Annotated in this window: 17 protein-coding genes; 12 read left to right on the plus strand and 5 right to left on the minus strand. The window is 59.4% G+C overall.

Going from position 1 to position 18,863, the window contains the following annotated elements:
* Positions 1-323: 323 nt before the first annotated feature.
* The 3 genes from gabD (at position 324) to AC3ITY_RS00800 (ending at position 4,587) form a co-directional block, all read left to right on the plus strand.
* Positions 324-1,766, plus strand: a complete 1,443-nt coding sequence (gene gabD / locus AC3ITY_RS00790; RefSeq protein WP_489307109.1) for an NADP-dependent succinate-semialdehyde dehydrogenase — start codon at positions 324-326, stop codon at positions 1,764-1,766.
* Positions 1,767-1,962: 196 nt separating this feature from the next.
* Positions 1,963-3,240, plus strand: a complete 1,278-nt coding sequence (gene gabT / locus AC3ITY_RS00795; RefSeq protein ID WP_108219752.1) for a 4-aminobutyrate--2-oxoglutarate transaminase — start codon at positions 1,963-1,965, stop codon at positions 3,238-3,240.
* 135 nt (positions 3,241-3,375) lie between these two features.
* Entirely contained in the window at positions 3,376-4,587 is a 1,212-nt protein-coding gene (locus AC3ITY_RS00800) for an HDOD domain-containing protein (RefSeq protein ID WP_489307111.1), read from the plus strand.
* Between the two features lie 111 nt (positions 4,588-4,698).
* On the opposite strand, the gene AC3ITY_RS00805 is transcribed toward AC3ITY_RS00800, so the two are convergent.
* Together AC3ITY_RS00805 and desA are read right to left on the minus strand one after the other, a co-directional pair.
* Positions 4,699-5,688: a GGDEF domain-containing protein gene (locus tag AC3ITY_RS00805; RefSeq protein ID WP_489307113.1), complete on the minus strand. Its 990-nt coding sequence runs from the start codon at positions 5,686-5,688 to the stop codon at positions 4,699-4,701.
* Between the two features lie 306 nt (positions 5,689-5,994).
* Entirely contained in the window at positions 5,995-7,179 is a 1,185-nt protein-coding gene (gene desA / locus AC3ITY_RS00810) for a delta-9 fatty acid desaturase DesA (protein ID WP_489307114.1), read from the minus strand.
* A gap of 147 nt (positions 7,180-7,326) precedes the next feature.
* On the opposite strand from desA, the gene dibA reads away from it, so the two are divergent.
* The 6 genes from dibA (at position 7,327) to AC3ITY_RS00840 (ending at position 13,505) form a co-directional block, all read left to right on the plus strand.
* Positions 7,327-9,246 (plus strand): phosphodiesterase DibA, encoded by a 1,920-nt coding sequence (gene dibA, locus AC3ITY_RS00815; RefSeq protein WP_489307115.1) that lies wholly within the window; start codon positions 7,327-7,329, stop codon positions 9,244-9,246.
* A gap of 225 nt (positions 9,247-9,471) precedes the next feature.
* Positions 9,472-9,654 (plus strand): sulfur starvation response protein OscA, encoded by a 183-nt coding sequence (gene oscA, locus AC3ITY_RS00820; protein WP_007975618.1) that lies wholly within the window; start codon positions 9,472-9,474, stop codon positions 9,652-9,654.
* Between the two features lie 74 nt (positions 9,655-9,728).
* The gene (locus tag AC3ITY_RS00825) at positions 9,729-10,742 is read left to right on the plus strand and encodes a sulfate ABC transporter substrate-binding protein (protein ID WP_223457271.1); all 1,014 of its coding nucleotides are present in this window, start codon (positions 9,729-9,731) and stop codon (positions 10,740-10,742) included.
* A 69-nt stretch (positions 10,743-10,811) separates the two neighbouring features.
* Complete coding sequence (gene cysT / locus AC3ITY_RS00830; RefSeq protein ID WP_007972956.1) at positions 10,812-11,630, plus strand: sulfate ABC transporter permease subunit CysT; 819 nt, start codon at positions 10,812-10,814, stop codon at positions 11,628-11,630.
* 12 nt (positions 11,631-11,642) lie between these two features.
* Entirely contained in the window at positions 11,643-12,512 is an 870-nt protein-coding gene (gene cysW / locus AC3ITY_RS00835) for a sulfate ABC transporter permease subunit CysW (protein ID WP_007972954.1), read from the plus strand.
* A 3-nt stretch (positions 12,513-12,515) separates the two neighbouring features.
* The gene (locus tag AC3ITY_RS00840) at positions 12,516-13,505 is read left to right on the plus strand and encodes a sulfate/molybdate ABC transporter ATP-binding protein (RefSeq protein ID WP_489307116.1); all 990 of its coding nucleotides are present in this window, start codon (positions 12,516-12,518) and stop codon (positions 13,503-13,505) included.
* 282 nt (positions 13,506-13,787) lie between these two features.
* Here AC3ITY_RS00840 and AC3ITY_RS00845 read toward each other — a convergent pair whose 3' ends face one another.
* The gene (locus AC3ITY_RS00845; RefSeq protein ID WP_223460745.1) at positions 13,788-14,816 is read right to left on the minus strand and encodes an IS110 family RNA-guided transposase; all 1,029 of its coding nucleotides are present in this window, start codon (positions 14,814-14,816) and stop codon (positions 13,788-13,790) included.
* Positions 14,817-14,949: 133 nt separating this feature from the next.
* Positions 14,950-15,474, minus strand: a complete 525-nt coding sequence (locus tag AC3ITY_RS00850; RefSeq protein ID WP_489307117.1) for an Mpo1 family 2-hydroxy fatty acid dioxygenase — start codon at positions 15,472-15,474, stop codon at positions 14,950-14,952.
* An 83-nt stretch (positions 15,475-15,557) separates the two neighbouring features.
* On the opposite strand from AC3ITY_RS00850, the gene AC3ITY_RS00855 reads away from it, so the two are divergent.
* From AC3ITY_RS00855 to AC3ITY_RS00865, 3 genes are all read left to right on the plus strand, one after another.
* Positions 15,558-16,244, plus strand: coding sequence for a Crp/Fnr family transcriptional regulator (locus AC3ITY_RS00855; protein ID WP_489307119.1), 687 nt, complete (start codon positions 15,558-15,560; stop codon positions 16,242-16,244).
* Between the two features lie 115 nt (positions 16,245-16,359).
* Positions 16,360-16,608, plus strand: coding sequence for a helix-turn-helix domain-containing protein (locus tag AC3ITY_RS00860; RefSeq protein ID WP_489307120.1), 249 nt, complete (start codon positions 16,360-16,362; stop codon positions 16,606-16,608).
* Positions 16,601-17,833 (plus strand): type II toxin-antitoxin system HipA family toxin, encoded by a 1,233-nt coding sequence (locus AC3ITY_RS00865; protein ID WP_489307122.1) that lies wholly within the window; start codon positions 16,601-16,603, stop codon positions 17,831-17,833. The genes AC3ITY_RS00860 and AC3ITY_RS00865 overlap by 8 nt, the downstream gene beginning before the upstream one ends.
* Here the strand turns inward: AC3ITY_RS00865 and AC3ITY_RS00870 are convergent, their stop codons facing one another.
* The gene (locus AC3ITY_RS00870) at positions 17,834-18,838 is read right to left on the minus strand and encodes an AraC family transcriptional regulator (RefSeq protein ID WP_489307123.1); all 1,005 of its coding nucleotides are present in this window, start codon (positions 18,836-18,838) and stop codon (positions 17,834-17,836) included. It abuts the gene before it with no gap.
* Between the last annotated feature and the right edge of the window lie 25 nt (positions 18,839-18,863).

An 18,863-nucleotide genomic window follows, 5' to 3' on the forward strand; every position in this document is an offset into this window, starting at 1 on the left:
CTGCGGGCGTCCATGCTGCTGAATCGCCTGCGTTTTTTTAAAGCTGTAACGCGCGCTTGCTACGTTGATCAGAAAAAATAGGCAAAAGCGTCGTTTTCGTTCTTTTTTTCGAACAGGCTATTGTCCTTTACCCCCTTTGATCCTAGGATTCGTTTGAGATTTCAAACGCTCTTGTCTGGGTGCTGAACCGCACGATTTGAATCAGTGCGCTATTTATGTGCTTCAGCCCGGTGAATGATTTCCCTGACGGCAGCCTATTGAGGCGCCTTTCTACAATCATAATTTGCTCCGCATTCGTTGCGGTGCTGTTAAGGAAAGCCGACATGCAGCTTAAAGACACCCAGTTGTTCCGCCAGCAAGCCTTCATCGATGGCGCGTGGGTTGATGCGGACAATGGTCAGACGATCAAGGTCAACAACCCGGCAACGGGCGAAATCCTGGGTACCGTGCCGAAAATGGGCGCTGTCGAAACCCGCCGTGCGATCGAAGCTGCTGACAAAGCGCTGCCGGCCTGGCGTGCACTGACCGCCAAGGAACGTGCAAACAAGCTGCGTCGCTGGTTTGAGCTGATCATCGAGAACCAGGACGACCTGGCTCGTCTGATGACCCTGGAGCAAGGCAAGCCATTGGCCGAAGCCAAGGGCGAAATCGTTTACGCCGCTTCCTTCATCGAGTGGTTCGCCGAAGAAGCCAAGCGCATCTACGGTGACGTGATTCCGGGCCACCAGCCAGACAAGCGCCTGATCGTGATCAAGCAGCCAATCGGCGTGACCGCTGCAATCACCCCGTGGAACTTCCCGGCTGCAATGATCACCCGTAAAGCCGGTCCGGCCCTGGCCGCCGGTTGCACCATGGTGCTCAAGCCTGCTTCGCAAACTCCGTTTTCCGCCTTCGCCCTGGCCGAACTGGCCCAGCGTGCCGGCATCCCGGCTGGCGTGTTCAGCGTTGTTTCCGGCAGCGCCGGCGACATCGGCAGCGAGCTGACCAGCAACCCGATCGTGCGCAAGCTGTCCTTCACCGGTTCGACCGAAATCGGTCGTCAACTGATGTCGGAATGCGCCAAGGACATCAAGAAAGTGTCCCTGGAACTGGGCGGCAACGCGCCGTTCATCGTGTTCGACGACGCGGACCTGGATAAGGCCGTCGAAGGCGCGATCATTTCCAAGTATCGCAACAACGGTCAGACCTGCGTCTGCGCCAACCGCCTGTACATTCAGGATTCGGTCTACGACGCGTTCGCCGAGAAGCTGAAAGTGGCTGTGGCCAAGCTCAAGATCGGTAACGGTCTGGAAGACGGCACCACCACTGGCCCGCTGATCGACGAAAAAGCCGTGGCCAAGGTGCAAGAGCACATCGCTGACGCCATTTCCAAAGGCGCCACCGTGTTGTCCGGCGGCAAGCCGATGGAAGGCAACTTCTTCGAGCCGACCATCCTGACCAACGTGCCGAACAACGCTGCCGTGGCCAAGGAAGAAACCTTCGGTCCATTGGCTCCACTGTTCCGCTTCAAAGACGAAGCCGATGTGATCGCGATGTCCAACGACACCGAGTTCGGTCTGGCCTCGTACTTCTATGCTCGCGACCTGGGTCGTGTGTTCCGTGTGGCGGAAGCCCTGGAATACGGCATGGTCGGCGTCAACACCGGGTTGATCTCCAACGAAGTCGCGCCGTTCGGCGGCATCAAGGCCTCGGGCCTGGGCCGTGAAGGCTCCAAGTACGGCATCGAAGATTACCTGGAAATCAAATACCTCTGCCTGGGCATCTAAGCTCGAAGGTATAAGCCGGGAAGGTATTGCTTGAAACGCAAAGGGCACGAGAGCGCTGTCCCTTTGCGTGCGTAAAACCGGAATTTTCTCTGTGACCGGGAACGCCGTGGCAGTCGATCATCGCATGCTGCCGCCGTTGCTCCCCGTCGCTTTATCCTTGAACCACGCCGCCCGATGAGCGGTGAATGAGGAATGTATGAGCAAGACTAACGCTTCTTTGATGGCCCGCCGTACCGCTGCTGTTCCACGTGGTGTTGGCCAGATTCACCCGATCTTCGCCGATTCCGCGAAGAACGCGACCGTAACCGACGTTGAAGGTCGTGAATTCATCGACTTCGCCGGCGGTATCGCCGTACTGAACACCGGCCACTTGCATCCGAAAGTCATCGCCGCCGTGACCGAGCAGTTGAACAAGCTGACCCACACTTGCTTCCAGGTACTGGCCTACGAGCCGTACGTGGAAGTGTGCGAAAAAATCAACGCCAAGGTCCCAGGTGATTTCGACAAGAAAACCCTGCTGGTGACCACCGGCTCCGAAGCCGTGGAAAACTCCATCAAGATCGCCCGTGCCGCCACTGGCCGTGCCGGCGTGATCGCGTTCACCGGCGCTTACCACGGTCGCACCATGATGACCCTGGGCCTGACCGGTAAAGTCGTGCCTTACTCGGCCGGCATGGGCCTGATGCCAGGCGGCATCTTCCGCGCGCTGTACCCGAACGAACTGCACGGCGTGAGCATCGACGACTCGATCGCTTCCATCGAACGCATCTTCAAGAACGACGCCGAGCCGAAAGACATCGCTGCGATCATCATCGAGCCGGTTCAGGGCGAAGGTGGTTTCTACGTCGCTCCGAAAGAATTCATGAAGCGTCTGCGTGCCCTGTGCGACCAGCACGGCATCCTGCTGATCGCTGACGAAGTACAGACTGGCGCTGGCCGTACCGGTACTTTCTTCGCCATGGAACAGATGGGCGTTGCTGCCGACCTGACCACCTTCGCCAAATCCATCGCTGGCGGCTTCCCGCTGGCCGGTGTGTGCGGCAAGGCCGAATACATGGACGCCATCGCTCCAGGCGGCCTGGGCGGCACCTACGCTGGTAGCCCGATCGCTTGCGCCGCGGCCCTGGCCGTGATGGAAGTGTTCGAAGAAGAGCACCTGCTGGATCGCTGCAAGGCTGTTGGCGAGCGTCTGGTAACCGGCCTGAAGGCCATCCAGGCCAAGTACCCGGTGATCGGTGAAGTCCGTGCCCTGGGTGCGATGATCGCTGTCGAGCTGTTCGAAAACGGCGACAGCCACAAGCCGAACGCCGCAGCCGTGGCATCCGTTGTGGCCAAGGCTCGCGACAAGGGTCTGATCCTGCTGTCCTGCGGCACCTACGGCAACGTTCTGCGCGTCCTGGTACCGCTGACCTCGCCGGACGAGCAACTGGACAAAGGCCTGGCGATCATCGAAGAGTGCTTCTCCGAGCTCTGATCCCCAGTGTGACCTGATCCACAAAAAACCCGCTTCGGCGGGTTTTTTCATGTCCCTGGAAACACATCCCGCGCATTAGCGCTGTATCGAATGGCCAGCATTGGCTAAGGTTCCTGCATTGCCAGGGAGAGCTGTATGACAACTGTCATTTTACCCGCCGTTCCAAGAGTCCTGATCGCCGAGGCTGACCCCTGGTCCCGGGATCTGCTCAAGGAAGTGTTGTTGAACGTACGCTGCGATGCGCGGCTGGATCTGTGCGCCGATGGTCAGCAAGCGCTGGAGCTATTGGCCGCCAACCCCTATGACCTGGTCATCGCCGACTGGGAGTTGCCCGGCGTCGATGGCCTGAATGTCCTGCGCAACATCCGTCAGCGCAAACGCAATCCGCCCATGCCGTTCATTCTGATGAGCAGTCGCAACGACAGTGCCAGTGTGCGCGAGGCCTTGCCGCTGGTGCCGGCCGCGTACCTGACCAAGCCCCTGAATATGGAAAGCCTGACCCATCGGTTGCAGGGGTTGCTGCTGAACGCTGGCGAAGAGGTCTCGTGCGAAGTGCCGTCGCTGGCACCGGGCATGACGCTGTCGGTGTATCTGGAGCGTCGACGGGAATTGGCCGACGGCGCGCCGCTGATGACCGACGTGCAAGTGGCGGTCAAGCGCAGCCTCAATCCCAACGGCCTCGACCTGACGGTACTGGAAGACGAAATCCGCACCGATCCGCAGGTCACGGCCGTGCTGATCGCCGCTGCCAACAGCGCGGCCCAGCACCACGGTGCTGCTGTGCAAACCCTATCCCAGGCACTGCATCGCCTGGGCACCGGGCAGAGCATGAACCTGATTCTCGGGCTGGCGCTCAAGCGCAGTGCCCGGCTCAGCGATCCGCAATTGGCCGACTATGCCGAGCGATACTGGGATCTGTCGCTGCACACCGCCGAATACGCCCGGACGCTGGCGCGCCTGCTCGATCTGGATCAGGAGCGCTGCTATTGCGCCGGCATGTTGCATCGTCTCGGCGATCTGGCGTTGCTGCGCTGTTTGCAGGAATGGCAACAGGCCGGTGGCGAACTGGACGAGCTGGAGGAAGTGGGCGAAGCGCTGGTTGAATTTGGCGCGGCCTATGGTTCGGCCCTGCGCACGCGCTGGCGCCTGCCACTGGAGTTGCGGGAGCTGATTGCGGCGGCCTACCAGCTCGGTGGCGGGGTTTATTCCCGCGAAGCGCTGGTGATGAACATGGCGGCGCAGATGGCACGCCTGACCGAGCATGAGGACATCGAGGAGCTGGCGAAGAGCCGGACGGCGCGGTTGCTCAAGATTGGCTTGCCGGAGTTGATGCGTTTGCGTAAGTAGGAGCGAGCTTGCTCGCGATGGAGGTAAACGATGACGCGTAAAATCTGAATCACTCTCGTGCCTCAGGTTTTTCGCGAGCAAGCTCGCTCCTACAGGAGGTTGCAGGGCCTGTCAGCCCGTGACAATCCGGTTCTTGCCCTCGCGCTTGGCCCGATACATCGCAGCATCCGCCCGGGAAAACAGGTTTTCCACGTTTTCGTCCGCGGCGGTCAGGCTGGTCAGGCCCTGGCTGACGGTGATGCCGAACGTCCGGCCTTCATGGGTGAAGCGCAATCGCTGAATCTGCCGTTGCAAGCGTTCAGCCACATGAAGGGCCATCTGCGGCGTACAGCCGGGAAACACCGCTGCGAACTCCTCACCGCCAATGCGCCCGAACAGGTCGCCTCGGCGCAACGCTGCGCGGCCGCTATCGGCGATGCGTTGCAACACGTTGTCGCCTTTCTGGTGACCGTAGGTGTCGTTGATGATTTTGAAGTCATCGATGTCCAGCATCAGGAACGACAGCGGCTCGCCCCGTTGCCGGGCGTGTGCGAACTCGCGGTGGGCGCATTCGAAGAAATGCCGGCGATTGCTGCTCTGGGTCAGGGCGTCGGTGGTGGCCAGGCGGTGCAACTCGCTTTCCATCCGCTTCTTGTCGGTGATGTCTTCGGCGATGCCGACGATGATCACCGGTTGACCCGGCTCAGCCTGGCGGTTGACGTAGCATTTGTCGCTGAGCCAGCGCACCTGCCCGTCGGCGGCAATGATTCGATACTCGCGGTCTTCGACTGCGCCTTTGTCCAGCACTTCGGCCAGGCTGCGTTCGGCATAGTCCAGGTCGTCAGGGTAAATGCTGTCGCGCCATTGATTGCATTCAGCCAGCAGTAGATCGGCCGAACGACCAAAGATCCGTTCATAGGCGGGGCTGACGTAAAGCACCTGGCGGGTTTCCCAATCAAATGCCCACAGCACCGCGTTGACGCTCATCAGCAGGGTGTTGAACAACTGTTCGCGTTCGCTCAGGCGTGCGACTTCGCCTTGGGCGTGCATCAGCGCCAACAGGGTCTGCGCGGCCTCGGGCCAATGTGACGGAGATGAATCTTGCAGGTTTTTTTCGTCCATCGACACAAATCTCAAAGGGCATGCCGCGTGCGATCGCGGCCAACATCAAGCCCGCCGGGGATGGCGAAGTGTCTTTGAGATAGGGCTTTTCGGATGAAGTTCCCACCATTTGTGGCGAGGGAACTGGCTCCCGCCGGGCGGTACTGGCGACGCGATTTTTCAGTCAGGCGATAAACCAATGTGGGAGCGAGTCGGCTCCGGGCGGCGATCCGACGAAGGCGGCCTGCCAGTCAATATTGATCTCGACTGACATTCCCTCTTCGCGAGCAGGCTCGCTCCCACAGGTTTTGCGGCTGCGCGCTGCAATCAGACAGCGGCAGGACGCAGGGAGTAGGTTTTCAACTGATCGGCGAAGTCGCGCAGGGACTGAATCCCGCTGGCTTCAGCTTCGTGTACCCAGTCCTTGATGGCCGCCAGCATGTCGTGACCATTTGAGCTGGTCTTGACCCAGATCTGCTGCAGGGCCAGGCGTTTCTCGTAAATTACCTTCAGCGCCTGACTGTGTTCGAGCATGTTCTGGATGCGTACATGGTGTTTGTCATCCAGCAGGCTGGTCTCCCGCGAAAGCAGGCGTTTGGCCCTGTGGAACTGGTGACGTACCGAGTGATCGACCTTTTCCAGCTCTTGCTTGACCAGCGGGCCGATCACCAATTTGCGGTACTGGGCCATGATCTGGAAGCGATTGTTGAGGATCGCCATGGCGGTGTCCATGTCCAGGTTGCCCTTGCCTTCGACGCGATGGGCAATCGGCGCAACCCGCTGGACCTTGGCCAGGCGCAGGAAGCTGAAGACTTGAATCCACGCCCAGCCCAGGTCGAATTCCCACTTCTTCACCGACAATTTTGCCGAGTTAGGGTAGGTGTGATGGTTGTTATGCAGTTCTTCGCCGCCAATCAGGATGCCCCAAGGCACCAGGTTGGTCGCCGCATCGCGGCATTCGAAGTTGCGGTAGCCAATGGCATGGCCCAGGCCATTGACCACGCCGGCGGCCCACACCGGGATCCACATCATCTGGATGGCCCAGATGGTGATGCCGATGGTGCCGAACAGCAGCAGGTCGATAACGCCCATGATCGCGATGCCCAGCAGCGGGTAGCGGCTGTAGAGGTTGCGCTCGATCCAGTCTTCGGGGCAGTTCTTGCCGTAGATGCGCAGCGTCTCGGGGTTTTCCGCTTCGGCGCGGTACAACTCGGCGCCTTTGCGCAGCACCGTGGACAAACCCTTGACGACCGGACTGTGCGGATCATCGACGGTTTCGCATTTGGCGTGATGCTTGCGGTGGATGGCGGTCCACTCGCGGGTGTTCTGTGCCGTGGTCAGCCACAGCCAGAAACGGAAGAAATGCTTAAGGCCCCGATTCAGCTCCAGGGAGCGATGGGCCGAGTAACGATGCAGATAGACCGTGACGGCGATGATTGTGACATGGGTCATCAGCAGGGTGACTGCTACCAGCGACCAAGGCGACAAGCCAAGAAAACCTTCGTACCACATAGGCTGTAGGGCCCTCGATAAAGAAAAAAACAGCCGTTGCATTATCACTAAGCCCACACAGAAAACCAGTCGCCCTTTCAGATAAGAGTGGCTGGATGTGTCTTTAAACTATAACTCCCACCTTTTTGTAGGGACATGGATCGCCGGATGTCTGCCACCTATCGCGATGCCTTGCGCGCAACGCTGCTCTATCTGTTGCTTTCTGTGGTTTGGCTGCAGATCAGTGGCTATTTATTAAACAGTTTCTTCGATAGCTCTGCCGAGCGACTGCGATGGCAACTGATCAACGGTTATGTCTGGGTGCTGTTCAGCGCCGGGTTGATCTTCATTGCCCGGGCGCGGCTGCTGCGGTGTCTGGGGATCGGCGACAAATTGCGTGAGCGTGATGCCGACCGCATGCACTTGCGCCAGGCAGCGGCCGTGTTCGACTGCACCCGCGAAGGCGTGCTGGTCACCAATCGGGAGGGCTTGATCGTCCATGTTAACCGGGCGTTCATGGAAATTACCGGTTATGGGTGTGAGGACGTGCTGGGGCAGCGGCCCAATCTGTTCAAGTCCGGGAGACATTCCCTTGAGTTTTATCAGGCGATGTTTGCCGCGCTCGCCAGTGTCGGGGAGTGGAGTGGGGAAATCTGGAACCGGCGTAAAAGCGGCGAGATTTACCCGCAATGGCAAACGATCCGCCTGATCCACGACGACTACGGCCAGCCGAGCCAATATGTGGCGGTGTTTTCCGACATCAGTGCAATCAAGAACTCCGAGCACGAGTTGATGCACCTGGCGCACCACGATCCGCTGACCGACCTGCCGAACCGCCTGCTGTTCACCGACCGCGCCGAACAGGCCCTGGCCTCGGCACAGGCCCACAAGCGTGGCTGCGCGCTGCTGATGATCGATCTCGATCACTTCAAGATGATCAACGACAGCCTCGGGCATACCATTGGCGACCAGTTGCTCAAGGCTGTGGCCGAGCGCCTGGGCGCCATGTTCGGCCCGGGCATCACCCTGGCCAGGCTGGGCGGAGATGAGTTCGCCGTGCTCGCCGAAAGCTGTCCGCAACTGGTTCAGGCCGCTGCGTTGGCCCAGCGGATCATCGATGGCCTTAAAGAGCCGTTCCTTATTGATGGGCACCAGTTGTCCATCAACACCAGCATCGGCATCAGCCTGTTCCCCTGCGATGCCTTGAGCGTCGAGCAACTGCTGCGCAATGCCGACTCTGCGCTGTTCAAGGCCAAGAGCGCGGGGCGCAATGATTATGCCCTGTACACCGAAGAGCTGACGGCCCACGCCCAGCAGCGGGTGGAGATCGCCTTCGAATTGCGCCGCGCCCTGGACCGGCAAGAGCTGCGGGTTTATTACCAGCCGGTTCACGACCTCAAGACCAGTCGCCTGATTGGCGTCGAGGCGCTGGTGCGTTGGCAGCATCCGCAACGGGGCCTGGTGTCGCCAGCGGAATTCATTCCGGTCGCCGAACGAACCGGTCTGATTGCTGAAATCGATGCCTGGGTCATGGCGCAGGCGTGCCGGCAGATGTGCCAGTGGCAACAGGGCGGGATAGTGCTGTCGTTCGTCGCGGTCAACGTTTCTTCGCGCCTGTTCGCCCGTCGTGAGTTGTATCAGCAGGTGGCGCAGGTCCTGCGCGAAACCGGGCTGGAACCGGCGTTTCTCGAGCTGGAAGTCACCGAAAGCGCGGTGATGGAAGACCCGGAAGTCGCGCTGGAACAGATGCATCGCCTGCGCGAGCTGGGTGTGCGCCTGGCCATCGACGACTTTGGCACCGGTTATTCATCGCTGCTGCGACTCAAGCGTCTGCCGGTGCAAAAGTTGAAAATCGACCAGGGCTTCGTTGCCGGTTTGCCGTGGAATGAGGACGATGCGGCGATTTCACGGGTGATCATTGCCCTGGCGCAAAGCATGGGCATGCAGGTGCATGCCGAGGGGATCGAGCAGGTCGAACAGGCTGCTTTCCTCCTCGAACAGGGATGTGATCTTGGTCAGGGTTACTGGTTCGGGCGGCCGGTACCAGCGGCGCAGCTGGATTGGGCTCATGCGCCGGTGATTGGATAGGCGCAAACCCTGTGGGAGCAGCCGGTCGACGCTCCCACAGGTTTTTTTGTGTGCTTGAAAGAGGGCTATTCACCTCAAGCCCTTGTCCCTTCAGTTAATCTCTTCTGGTTATATAAACATTCTTAAATAGTCTTTTTAAGAATATCTGTGTCTCTCTAGTATTGCTCTCAAGCCGCAAGCAGTGCCGACACTGCGAGGCAACCTCTCAGTTGAAGGAGCAGCAATATGAGCGCATCCCTGCGTAGCGTCGACGGTCAAGACGAAGCCACCATCCTGCGTGAAATCCAGAGCGCCCTGCGCGATCTGCGCTTTGGCGCCGTGGAAATCACCGTGCACAACGCCCAGGTGGTGCAGATCGAGCGCAAAGAAAAATTCCGTTTGCAACAGCCAGGCAACAAGCCGGGCTGAGGCGAATCAGGCACCGCGATTTCCGATATCCCATAAGAAAATCCAACACACCAAGAATTCCAGGAGCTTTCACCATGTCGTCGATTCGTCATTTCGCTTTGGCCGCCCTGGCCAGCGCCCTTTTTGCCGGTTCCGCCGTTGCCAAGGACTATGAGCTGCTCAACGTGTCGTACGACCCGACCCGCGAGCTGTACCAGGACTACAACGCTGAGTTCATCAAGTTCTGGCAGAAAGATCACGCCGGCGACACCGTGAAGGTCCAGCAATCCCACGGCGGTTCGGGCAAGCAAGGTCGGGCGGTGATCGATGGCTTGCGTGCCGACGTCGTGACCCTGGCCCTGGCCGGTGACATCGACGAAATCGCCAAGCTTGGCAAAACCCTGCCGGCCGATTGGCAAAAACGCTTGCCGGAAGCGAGCACGCCTTACACCTCGACCATCGTGTTCCTGGTGCGCAAGGGCAACCCTAAAGGCATCAAGGACTGGGGCGACCTGGTCAAGAACGACGTCTCGGTGATCACGCCGAACCCGAAAACCTCCGGCGGTGCACGCTGGAACTTCCTCGCGGCGTGGGCCTATGGCCTGAAAGCCAATGGCGGCGACGAAGCCAAGGCCAAGGAATACGTACAGACCCTGTTCAAACACGTGCCAGTGCTGGATACCGGTGCTCGCGGTTCGACCATTACCTTCGTCAACAACGGTCAGGGCGACGTATTGCTGGCCTGGGAAAACGAAGCCTTCCTGGCCCTGAAAGAAGAGGGCGGCGCCGACAAGTTCGACATCGTCGTGCCTTCGCTGTCGATTCTCGCCGAGCCACCGGTGGCGGTGGTCGACAAAAATGCCGAGAAAAAGGGCAACGAGCAGATCGCCGAAGCCTATCTCAAGCACCTGTACAGCCCGGCCGGCCAGGAAATCGCGGCGAAGAACTTCTATCGTCCACGTGACAAGGACGTGGCCGCCAAGTACGCCCAGCAGTTCCCTAAACTGGAACTGGTGAGCATCGACAAGGACTTCGGCGGCTGGAAAACCGCACAGCCGAAGTTCTTCAACGACGGGGGCGTGTTCGACCAGATCTACCAGGCGCAGTAATCTTAAATAGCCATCAACGAGCCCCGGATTTATCTCCGGGGCTTATTGCGTTCTCAACCAAGGACTTTTATGTCGCGTCGTATCTCCCCCGTCATACCCGGCTTCGGGCTGACGCTGGGCTACACCTTGGTGTACCTCAGCCTGATTGTGCTCATACCACTGGCGGCGATGTTCGTGCATGCCGCTCAACTCACCTGGGATCAGTTCTGGGCAATCATCTCGGCGCCACGGGTGCTGGCCGCGTTGAAGCTCAGCTTCGGCACGGCGCTTTGTGCCGCGATCATCAACGGCATCATCGGCACGCTGCTGGCCTGGGTATTAGTGCGCTATACCTTCCCTGGACGAAAAGTGATCGATGCAATGATCGACCTGCCATTCGCATTGCCCACGGCGGTGGCCGGTATTGCGTTGACGGCGCTGTACACCCCTACCGGTCTGGTCGGTCAATTTGCAGCGGATCTGGGTTTCAAGATCGCCTACACCCCTCTGGGCATCACCCTTGCCCTCACTTTTGTGACACTTCCATTCGTAGTACGTACCGTACAGCCAGTATTGGCGGATATTCCCCGTGAAGTAGAAGAAGCGGCAGCGTGCCTGGGTGCAAAACCGTTGCAGGTTTTCCGCCATATCCTGCTGCCGGCACTGCTTCCGGCATGGCTTACCGGTTTCGCTTTGGCCTTTGCCCGCGGGGTCGGCGAGTATGGTTCGGTGATATTCATCGCCGGCAACATGCCGATGAAAACCGAGATTCTGCCGCTGCTGATCATGGTCAAACTCGACCAATACGATTACACCGGCGCTACCTCCATTGGTGTACTGATGCTGGTGGTTTCCTTCGTCCTGTTGCTGCTGATCAACTTGTTGCAGCGGCGCATCGAAACCCCATAAGGAGGCGCACCCATGTCCCAATCGTCTATTGCTGCCGCTTCCTCGAACGCTGCCCGCCGTGGCAGTGCGACTTCGCGGCGAATCCTGATCGGCCTTGGCTGGCTGATTTTTGCGCTGTTCCTGCTGCTGCCGCTGTTCATCGTGGTGTCCCAGGGCCTGAAGCTCGGCCTCGGGGCGTTTTTCACCGCGATCTTTGAACCGGACGCGCTGTCGGCGCTGAAGCTCACGGTCATCGCCGTACTGATCTCGGTGCCGCTGAACCTGGTGTTCGGTGTCAGCGCCGCGTGGTGCGTGAGCAAGTACTCGTTCCGCGGCAAGAGCATGCTGGTGACCCTGATCGACCTGCCGTTCTCGGTGTCGCCGGTGATCGCCGGTCTGGTCTATGTGCTGATGTTCGGCGCCCAGGGTCTGTTCGGGCCGTGGTTGCAAGATCACGACATCCAGATCGTCTTTGCCCTGCCGGGCATCGTGCTGGCGACGATCTTCGTCACCGTGCCGTTCGTGGCCCGTGAACTGATCCCACTGATGCAGGAGCAAGGCACTCAGGAAGAGGAGGCCGCGCGCCTGCTCGGGGCCAACGGCTGGCAGATGTTCTGGCACGTCACTGTGCCCAACATCAAATGGGGCCTGATCTACGGCGTGGTGTTGTGCACCGCGCGGGCCATGGGGGAGTTCGGTGCGGTGTCGGTGGTTTCCGGGCACATTCGCGGGGTGACCAACACCCTGCCGTTGCACGTGGAGATCCTCTACAACGAATACAACCACGTGGCCGCGTTCGCCGTGGCGAGCCTGTTGCTGATCCTGGCGCTCTTCATCCTGCTGCTCAAGCAGTGGAGCGAAAACCGTATTAACCGCCTGCGCGCCAGCGCCGCGGAGGAATAATTCATGTCGATCGAAGTGCGTAACGTCAGCAAGAATTTCCATGCCTTCAAGGCGCTGAACAACATCAGCCTGGACATCCAGAGCGGCGAACTCGTCGCACTGCTCGGTCCGTCGGGCTGCGGCAAGACCACGCTGCTGCGGATCATCGCCGGCCTGGAGACCCCGGATCAGGGCAACATCGTATTCCACGGTGAAGACGTCTCTGGCCACGATGTGCGTGATCGCAACGTCGGTTTCGTGTTCCAGCACTACGCTTTGTTCCGCCACATGACGGTGTTCGACAACGTCGCGTTCGGCCTGCGCATGAAACCGAAAAACCAGCGCCCGAGCGAAAGCCAGATCGCAACCAAGGTTCACGAACTGCTGAACATGGTGCAACTGGACTGGTTGTCGGATCGCTACCCGGAGCAACTCTCCGGCGGTCAGCGCCAGCGCATTGCCCTGGCCCGAGCGCTGGCGGTGGAGCCGAAAGTGCTGCTGCTCGACGAACCTTTCGGCGCCCTCGACGCCAAGGTCCGTAAAGAGCTGCGCCGCTGGTTGGCGCGTCTGCACGAAGACATCAACCTGACCTCGGTGTTCGTGACCCACGACCAGGAAGAAGCGATGGAAGTCGCCGACCGTATCGTGGTGATGAACAAGGGTGTGATCGAGCAGATCGGTTCACCGGGGGACGTGTACGAAAACCCCGCCAGCGATTTCGTCTATCACTTCCTGGGTGATTCGAACCGTCTGCACTTGGGCGAAGACAGGCATGTGCTGTTCCGTCCGCACGAGGTGTCGCTGTCGCGCCACGAACTGGAAGACCACCACGCGGCGGAAGTGCGGGATATTCGTCCGCTGGGCGCGACTACACGGGTGACGTTGAAGGTCGAAGGGCAGAGCGATCTGATTGAGGCCGAAGTGGTCAAGGATCACGACAGCCTGGTTGGATTGGCGAAGGGCGAGACGTTGTTCTTCAAGCCGAAGGTCTGGCAGAAGGTCGCCAACATCTAAAGCCAAAGCTTCGCGAGAAGGCTCGCTCCCACATCTATGGTTACCCCCTTTTCTGCAATACTGTTGTTGATGTCGTGTTTGGCTTGCTTTCATCTATCCGGCGTCTGAGTTGGGGTTGTCGCCCCGCGCCTCGATGAGAATCGATGCCCAACGACCCTAATTAGTGGAACGGCCTTTCAGCCGTGTGAGAGCCCAGGGTTGTCGTCAGGCCGGTTGGCCGTTCACGTCATCAGTTATCCAGCATCGCAAAACCAGGTGGGTGGTGCTTGGGTGACAGCGGGGTCAGGCGTTCATCGCGGCTGGCCCCGCATCGAATTCAGTGTGGTGTGCCGCTATCGCCCAGGCGATTCTTGCCAGTTTGTTGGCCAGCGCACAAACCACTAGATTGGAGTGATGTCCCGACGCCAATAACCGGCGGACCCAGTCCGCCAAAGCGCCTTTCTGTCGCTCCAGTTGTATCAAGTAAACACGAGCGCACTGGACGAGCAGGCGTCGCTGGTTGCGATCACCGCGCTTACTGATGCCCAGCAGGACAGACCTCCCGCCCGTGGAATGCTGCTTGGGGACCAGTCCGATGGAAGCTGCATAGCCTCGGCCGCATTTGAACTGCTTGCCATCGCCCAGCTCGGCAGCCAGGACGGTGGAGGTGATCGGGCCGACACACGGCAGAGTCATCAAACGAGTCGCCAGATCATCTTCAGCGGCCTGGCATTCCACGTCCTTATCCAGCGACTTGATCTCCTCCTCCACATGCTTGAGATGTCGATACAGTCTCATCAGATTTTTTTTGTAGGGCTCAGAAATTGAACTCGCCTCAAGCAGCTCCGGTAGAGCGTTGATCGACTTGAAGCCCGGGGCCAGGCTCACGCCAACCTCCAGAAGCGCGGCGTGAATCCGATTGACGGTTGCGGTGCGATCCTTGATGAACGAGTCTCGGGTGGAGTTCAGCATGGCTAGCACTTGCTGGGCCTGAGTTTTTACCGGCACAAAACGCATCGTCGGACGAGTCGCTGCTTCGCAGATCGCCTCGGCATCAGCGAAGTCATTTTTGTTGCTTTTCACGTAAGGGCGTACGAGATGAGGTGCGATGAGCCTGGGCGCATGTCCCAGCCTGATGGCCTCCTGTGCCATGAAGTGGGCGCCGCCACAGGCTTCCATCACGATGGTGCAGGGCTCGAGATTTGCCAGGTGCTGCATGAGCGTTACCCGATTGAATTTTTTTCGGTACAGCTCGTGACCACGATCATCCTGTGCATGTAGATGAAAGGTGTGTTTTCCCAAGTCGATGGCGGCAATAGCTACTTTGTTCATGGCAACGATCTCCGATGAGCCCCCTGCGAAAGCTTAGTGGGCGATCACAGGGGGCAGCGGGGGTAGCCATTTCATTAGTGGATTTGTGAACGACGCAAATCAGTGTGGGAGCGAGCCTTCTCGCGATTGCTATCTAAACAGCAGCACGCTTCGGATTGACTCGCACCCCACCCGCCCGCGCCTCGATCTGCTCTTTCAGCTCATGCCGCATCCCCAACATGAACGCCAACTCGGCCACCACAAACAACGGCCCGACAATCAACCCGGTCACGTCATCGACAAATGCCGGTTTGCGCCCTTCGTAGTGATGGCCGACAAACTGGATAACCCAACCGATCACGAACATCGCCACACCGCTGCCCAGCCAGACCAGCGTGCCTTGCTGTGCCAGCGCATGACCGGCCCAGACACTCAGCCCGAGCAACACCGTCATCAACACGCCCAGGCGCAACTCCAGGCGCAGGTAAAACCACGCCGATGCCAGCGAAACGAGCACCGCCGGAGACAGCCACACGCCGCCCAGCGACCATTCCGGCCGCGACAGCAACACCGCGACGGCCACCACGATCAGCGGAATGCCGATAAAGTGCGAGGCGATGTTGCGCGGGTCACGGTGGTAGGCGGCGTATTGACTGAGGTGGTCGACAAGGCTTTTCATTGTTGTTCTCCTGTGGGGTGATTGATCATGCCCCGGGGTCACTTCCCGCTCTGTCAGCCAGGCGACAATCTCTAGGAGTTTTCATGGATATGCAGGTCTGGCGTCCACGCCTGATGAGCGGTCAGTGGTTCAGCCATTTGCCTGTTTCCCTACAGGATAGCCTGCTGTCGGCGGCCAGGCTGCGGCGCCTGTCGCCGGGCCAGCGGCTGTTCAAACGCGGCGATCCGCCCTGCGGCCTGTACGCGGTGCTTGAAGGCGCGGTGCGCGTCGGTGCCGTGAGCGAGCAGGGCAAGGAAGCGTTGCTGAGCCTGGTGGAACCGCCGCACTGGTTTGGCGAAATCTGCCTGTTCGATGGCCAGCCACGCACCCACGATGCCTACGGCGTGGGCCAGTGCACGCTGCTGCACATTCCCCAGAACACTTTGCTGGCGCTGCTCGACGAGCATCCGCAGCACTGGCGGCAACTGGCGTTACTGATGAGCCAGAAATTGCGCATGACCTTCATCAATCTCGAACAACTGAGCCTGTTGCCGGCCCCGGCACGGCTGGCGCACCGCTTGCTGATGATCGCCGAAGGCTATGGCGAGACCGCCCCTCCGCGCCGCGTCCTGCAACTGCCCCAGGAGCAGCTTGCCGCCATGTTGTCGCTGTCGCGCCAGACCACCAACCAGATCCTCAAGGAATTGCAGGGGCAGGGGATCATCGGGCTGAGTTACGGCGAAATTGAAATCCTCGATGCCGAGCGGTTACGGGTGTTGGCGATGGTTTGATGTCTGGTAGGGGCGTCAGCAAATGTAGCTGGACTTCAACCACGATCTGCACTAAATACAATGCATAATCGTTAAATTTATCGAATATGCACTGTATACGATGCATGGTGGTGAAATGGAAAACCTTGGCAAGCTGATCCGAACCTTACGCAAGGAAAGAAAACTCTCCCAGCAGGCATTGGCACAGCAGTACGGGATGAGCCGGGCGACGATCTCCGGTATCGAAAACAACACCCTTTCCGAAATTGGTCTGCGCAAGGTCGAGGCGATCCTCAATGGCTTCGGTTATGAGCTGACTGCCGTGCCGCGACAATCGATGCGGCCGACGCTGGACACCCTCAAAAAGGTGGATTTCCATGGATGAGCCGCAAGAAAAGGAACGACTGGCTATCAGCGTTTCCAACAGTGCGGTGGGAACCCTTGGTCGTGGTCCGTCTCCCGTTGATACCGTGTTTGCCTACGTCGAAAACGCGTCAGAGCAAAACGCTGTCTCGTTGACCATGCCGGTGCGGCTGGAGAGTTACGCGTGGGAATCGGGTGTTCCACCGGTTTTTGAAATGAATCTGCCTGAAGGCGCCCTGCGCGATGAATTGACTCGTCGCTTCAGCAAGGCCGTCCGAGGGTTTGACGATTTTTCGATGCTTGCCATCGTTGGCCCGCACCAGCTCGGAAGAGTCAGCATTTCGAAGGCCAAGGGACCGGTAGACCAGCCACCTGAAACCAGCCTGGCAGACCTTCTTGTACATGATGGTGCGCAAGGTCTGTTCGAAGACCTCTTGCAGACCTATGGCCAGTATTCGGGGGTTTCCGGTGTGCAGCCGAAAGTATTGGTGCGTGATAGCGCGTCAACCATCGATCGTCTGTCCCATCGGGGGGCCACGCATCTGGTCAAAGCCTTTCGTCCAGAGCAATACCCGGAACTGGCTGCCAATGAATACTTCTGCATGCGGGCGGCGTTGCATTCGGGTCTGGAGGTTCCGAAGTTTGAACTCAGTGAGCACGGCAGGTTTTTTATCGTTGAACGCTTCGATCTGAATGAAAAAGGTTACCTGGGGTTCGAGGACTTCTGCGTGCTCAATGCCTGGCCATCAAAAGCCAAATACGATGGTTCATACGAAGGTGCGGCCAAGCAGATCAAGGCCTTTGTTTCTCCGCCTTTGCTCAATCAGGCACTTGAGTCGTTTTTCAAAATCGTCGCGCTGTCATCGGGATTGAAGAATGGCGACGCGCACCTGAAAAACTTTGGTGTTCTGTACGAAGACTGTGGTGTCGATGCGTCAATCAGCCTTGCACCTGCCTACGACATCATCACCACGTCGGTCTACATCAAGACCGATAGCATGGCGTTGCTATTGGGCGGGTCGAAGGCGTGGCCCAAGTACAAAATGCTGATGCGATTTGGTCGCTCCGCCTGCAATTTGACCGAGGGGCGCTGCAACGAATTGCTGCAACAGGTCATCCATGGGATGGCAATGGCGATGGGCGAGATGGGGCAACACATAAAGGCAAACAGTGCCTTTGCCGAGGTTGGAGAAGCAATGCTGGAGCAGTGGAACGAGGGTATGGCGCGCAGCCTGGTCAAAGGCTGATCACCGCAACCCATCCCGAAACTGCCCCGGCGTCATCCCCGTCCAGCGCTTGAACGCACGGCTGAAGCTGCTGGTGTCGGCAAACCCGAGCAGATAACTGATCTCGCTCAACGAACATTGCGGGTCACGCAGGTGCAGCAGCGCGAGGTTTTCGCGGCTTTCGTTGAGCAGCGTATCGAACCGGTAGCCTTCATCGGCCAGGTGCCGTTGCAGGCTGCGCAGGCTCAGGTGCAGGGCCTTGGCAATGTGTTCGGCGCTGGGTTCGCCTTCGGGCAGTTGTTCTTCAATCGCGTCGCGGACCTTGCGCTCCCACGTCAGTGGCTTGAGTTGCGCCAGGGTGCGCTTGAGCACGGTTTCGTTGTGTTCAGCCAGCTCCGGGTTGGCGTCGTCCAGGTGGCTGTCGAAGTCGACGAGGGCGAACTCCAGCCGATCCTCGTCGGCACCGAAGTGCACGGGCGAGCGAAAGACTTTATGCCATTGGTGTGCGTCTGCCGGCTCCGGGCGGCGCAGGTAGGTCGCCAGCGGCGCGTAGTCGCGGCCCAAGCGATTGCGGCAGGTGCGCACGTAAATCGCCATGAACGCATCAATGGCCTCGAGGGCCGGGGCCGGGTTGCCGGAAGGGATTTTCAGGCGGAAACAGTAGCGATCCTCGGCGCGGGTCAGTTCCAGTTCCAGGGCATCGCTGACCACCTGGTGATAGCGCACGATGCGCTCGAACACTTCCCGCAGGCTACCGCTGGCCACCAGCGCATAACCCAGCGCGTGGAAGGTGGTCGGGCTGACGAAACGTGAAACCCGCAAACCGATCGCCGGGTCGCCGCTGGCCTGTACCGCGAGATTCCACAGGTGTGTGGTGCCCGAAAGCGGATAGCGCGCGTTCGGGTCCTCCATCAGTTGCGGGTCGAGCCCCGCTTGCTGGCACAGGGCGGTGCTGTCGATGCCCAGGGCATCGAGTTGCTTGCGCAGGGCGCGGGTCCAGCTGGCGAGGGAGGTCGGTTCAGTCATGCTGATTGGCGCTTCCGGTCAACAG

The organism is Pseudomonas sp. GL_091 (genome assembly GCF_057837725.1).

What these genes read in the sequence shown, in the direction of transcription:
- desA (WP_489307114.1), bottom strand. Translation starts at nt 7,179, where the DNA reads ATGTGGTACGAAGGTTTTCTTGGCTTGTCGCCTTGGTCGCTGGTAGCA.
- AC3ITY_RS00865 (WP_489307122.1), top strand. Translation starts at nt 16,601, where the DNA reads ATGGATGAGCCGCAAGAAAAGGAACGACTGGCTATCAGCGTTTCCAAC.
- AC3ITY_RS00870 (WP_489307123.1), bottom strand. Translation starts at nt 18,838, where the DNA reads ATGACTGAACCGACCTCCCTCGCCAGCTGGACCCGCGCCCTGCGCAAG.
- cysW (WP_007972954.1), top strand. Translation starts at nt 11,643, where the DNA reads ATGTCCCAATCGTCTATTGCTGCCGCTTCCTCGAACGCTGCCCGCCGT.
- AC3ITY_RS00800 (WP_489307111.1), top strand. Translation starts at nt 3,376, where the DNA reads ATGACAACTGTCATTTTACCCGCCGTTCCAAGAGTCCTGATCGCCGAG.
- AC3ITY_RS00860 (WP_489307120.1), top strand. Translation starts at nt 16,360, where the DNA reads ATGGAAAACCTTGGCAAGCTGATCCGAACCTTACGCAAGGAAAGAAAA.
- AC3ITY_RS00855 (WP_489307119.1), top strand. Translation starts at nt 15,558, where the DNA reads ATGGATATGCAGGTCTGGCGTCCACGCCTGATGAGCGGTCAGTGGTTC.
- gabT (WP_108219752.1), top strand. Translation starts at nt 1,963, where the DNA reads ATGAGCAAGACTAACGCTTCTTTGATGGCCCGCCGTACCGCTGCTGTT.
- AC3ITY_RS00805 (WP_489307113.1), bottom strand. Translation starts at nt 5,688, where the DNA reads ATGGACGAAAAAAACCTGCAAGATTCATCTCCGTCACATTGGCCCGAG.
- cysT (WP_007972956.1), top strand. Translation starts at nt 10,812, where the DNA reads ATGTCGCGTCGTATCTCCCCCGTCATACCCGGCTTCGGGCTGACGCTG.
- gabD (WP_489307109.1), top strand. Translation starts at nt 324, where the DNA reads ATGCAGCTTAAAGACACCCAGTTGTTCCGCCAGCAAGCCTTCATCGAT.
- AC3ITY_RS00825 (WP_223457271.1), top strand. Translation starts at nt 9,729, where the DNA reads ATGTCGTCGATTCGTCATTTCGCTTTGGCCGCCCTGGCCAGCGCCCTT.
- dibA (WP_489307115.1), top strand. Translation starts at nt 7,327, where the DNA reads ATGTCTGCCACCTATCGCGATGCCTTGCGCGCAACGCTGCTCTATCTG.
- AC3ITY_RS00840 (WP_489307116.1), top strand. Translation starts at nt 12,516, where the DNA reads ATGTCGATCGAAGTGCGTAACGTCAGCAAGAATTTCCATGCCTTCAAG.
- AC3ITY_RS00845 (WP_223460745.1), bottom strand. Translation starts at nt 14,816, where the DNA reads ATGAACAAAGTAGCTATTGCCGCCATCGACTTGGGAAAACACACCTTT.
- oscA (WP_007975618.1), top strand. Translation starts at nt 9,472, where the DNA reads ATGAGCGCATCCCTGCGTAGCGTCGACGGTCAAGACGAAGCCACCATC.
- AC3ITY_RS00850 (WP_489307117.1), bottom strand. Translation starts at nt 15,474, where the DNA reads ATGAAAAGCCTTGTCGACCACCTCAGTCAATACGCCGCCTACCACCGT.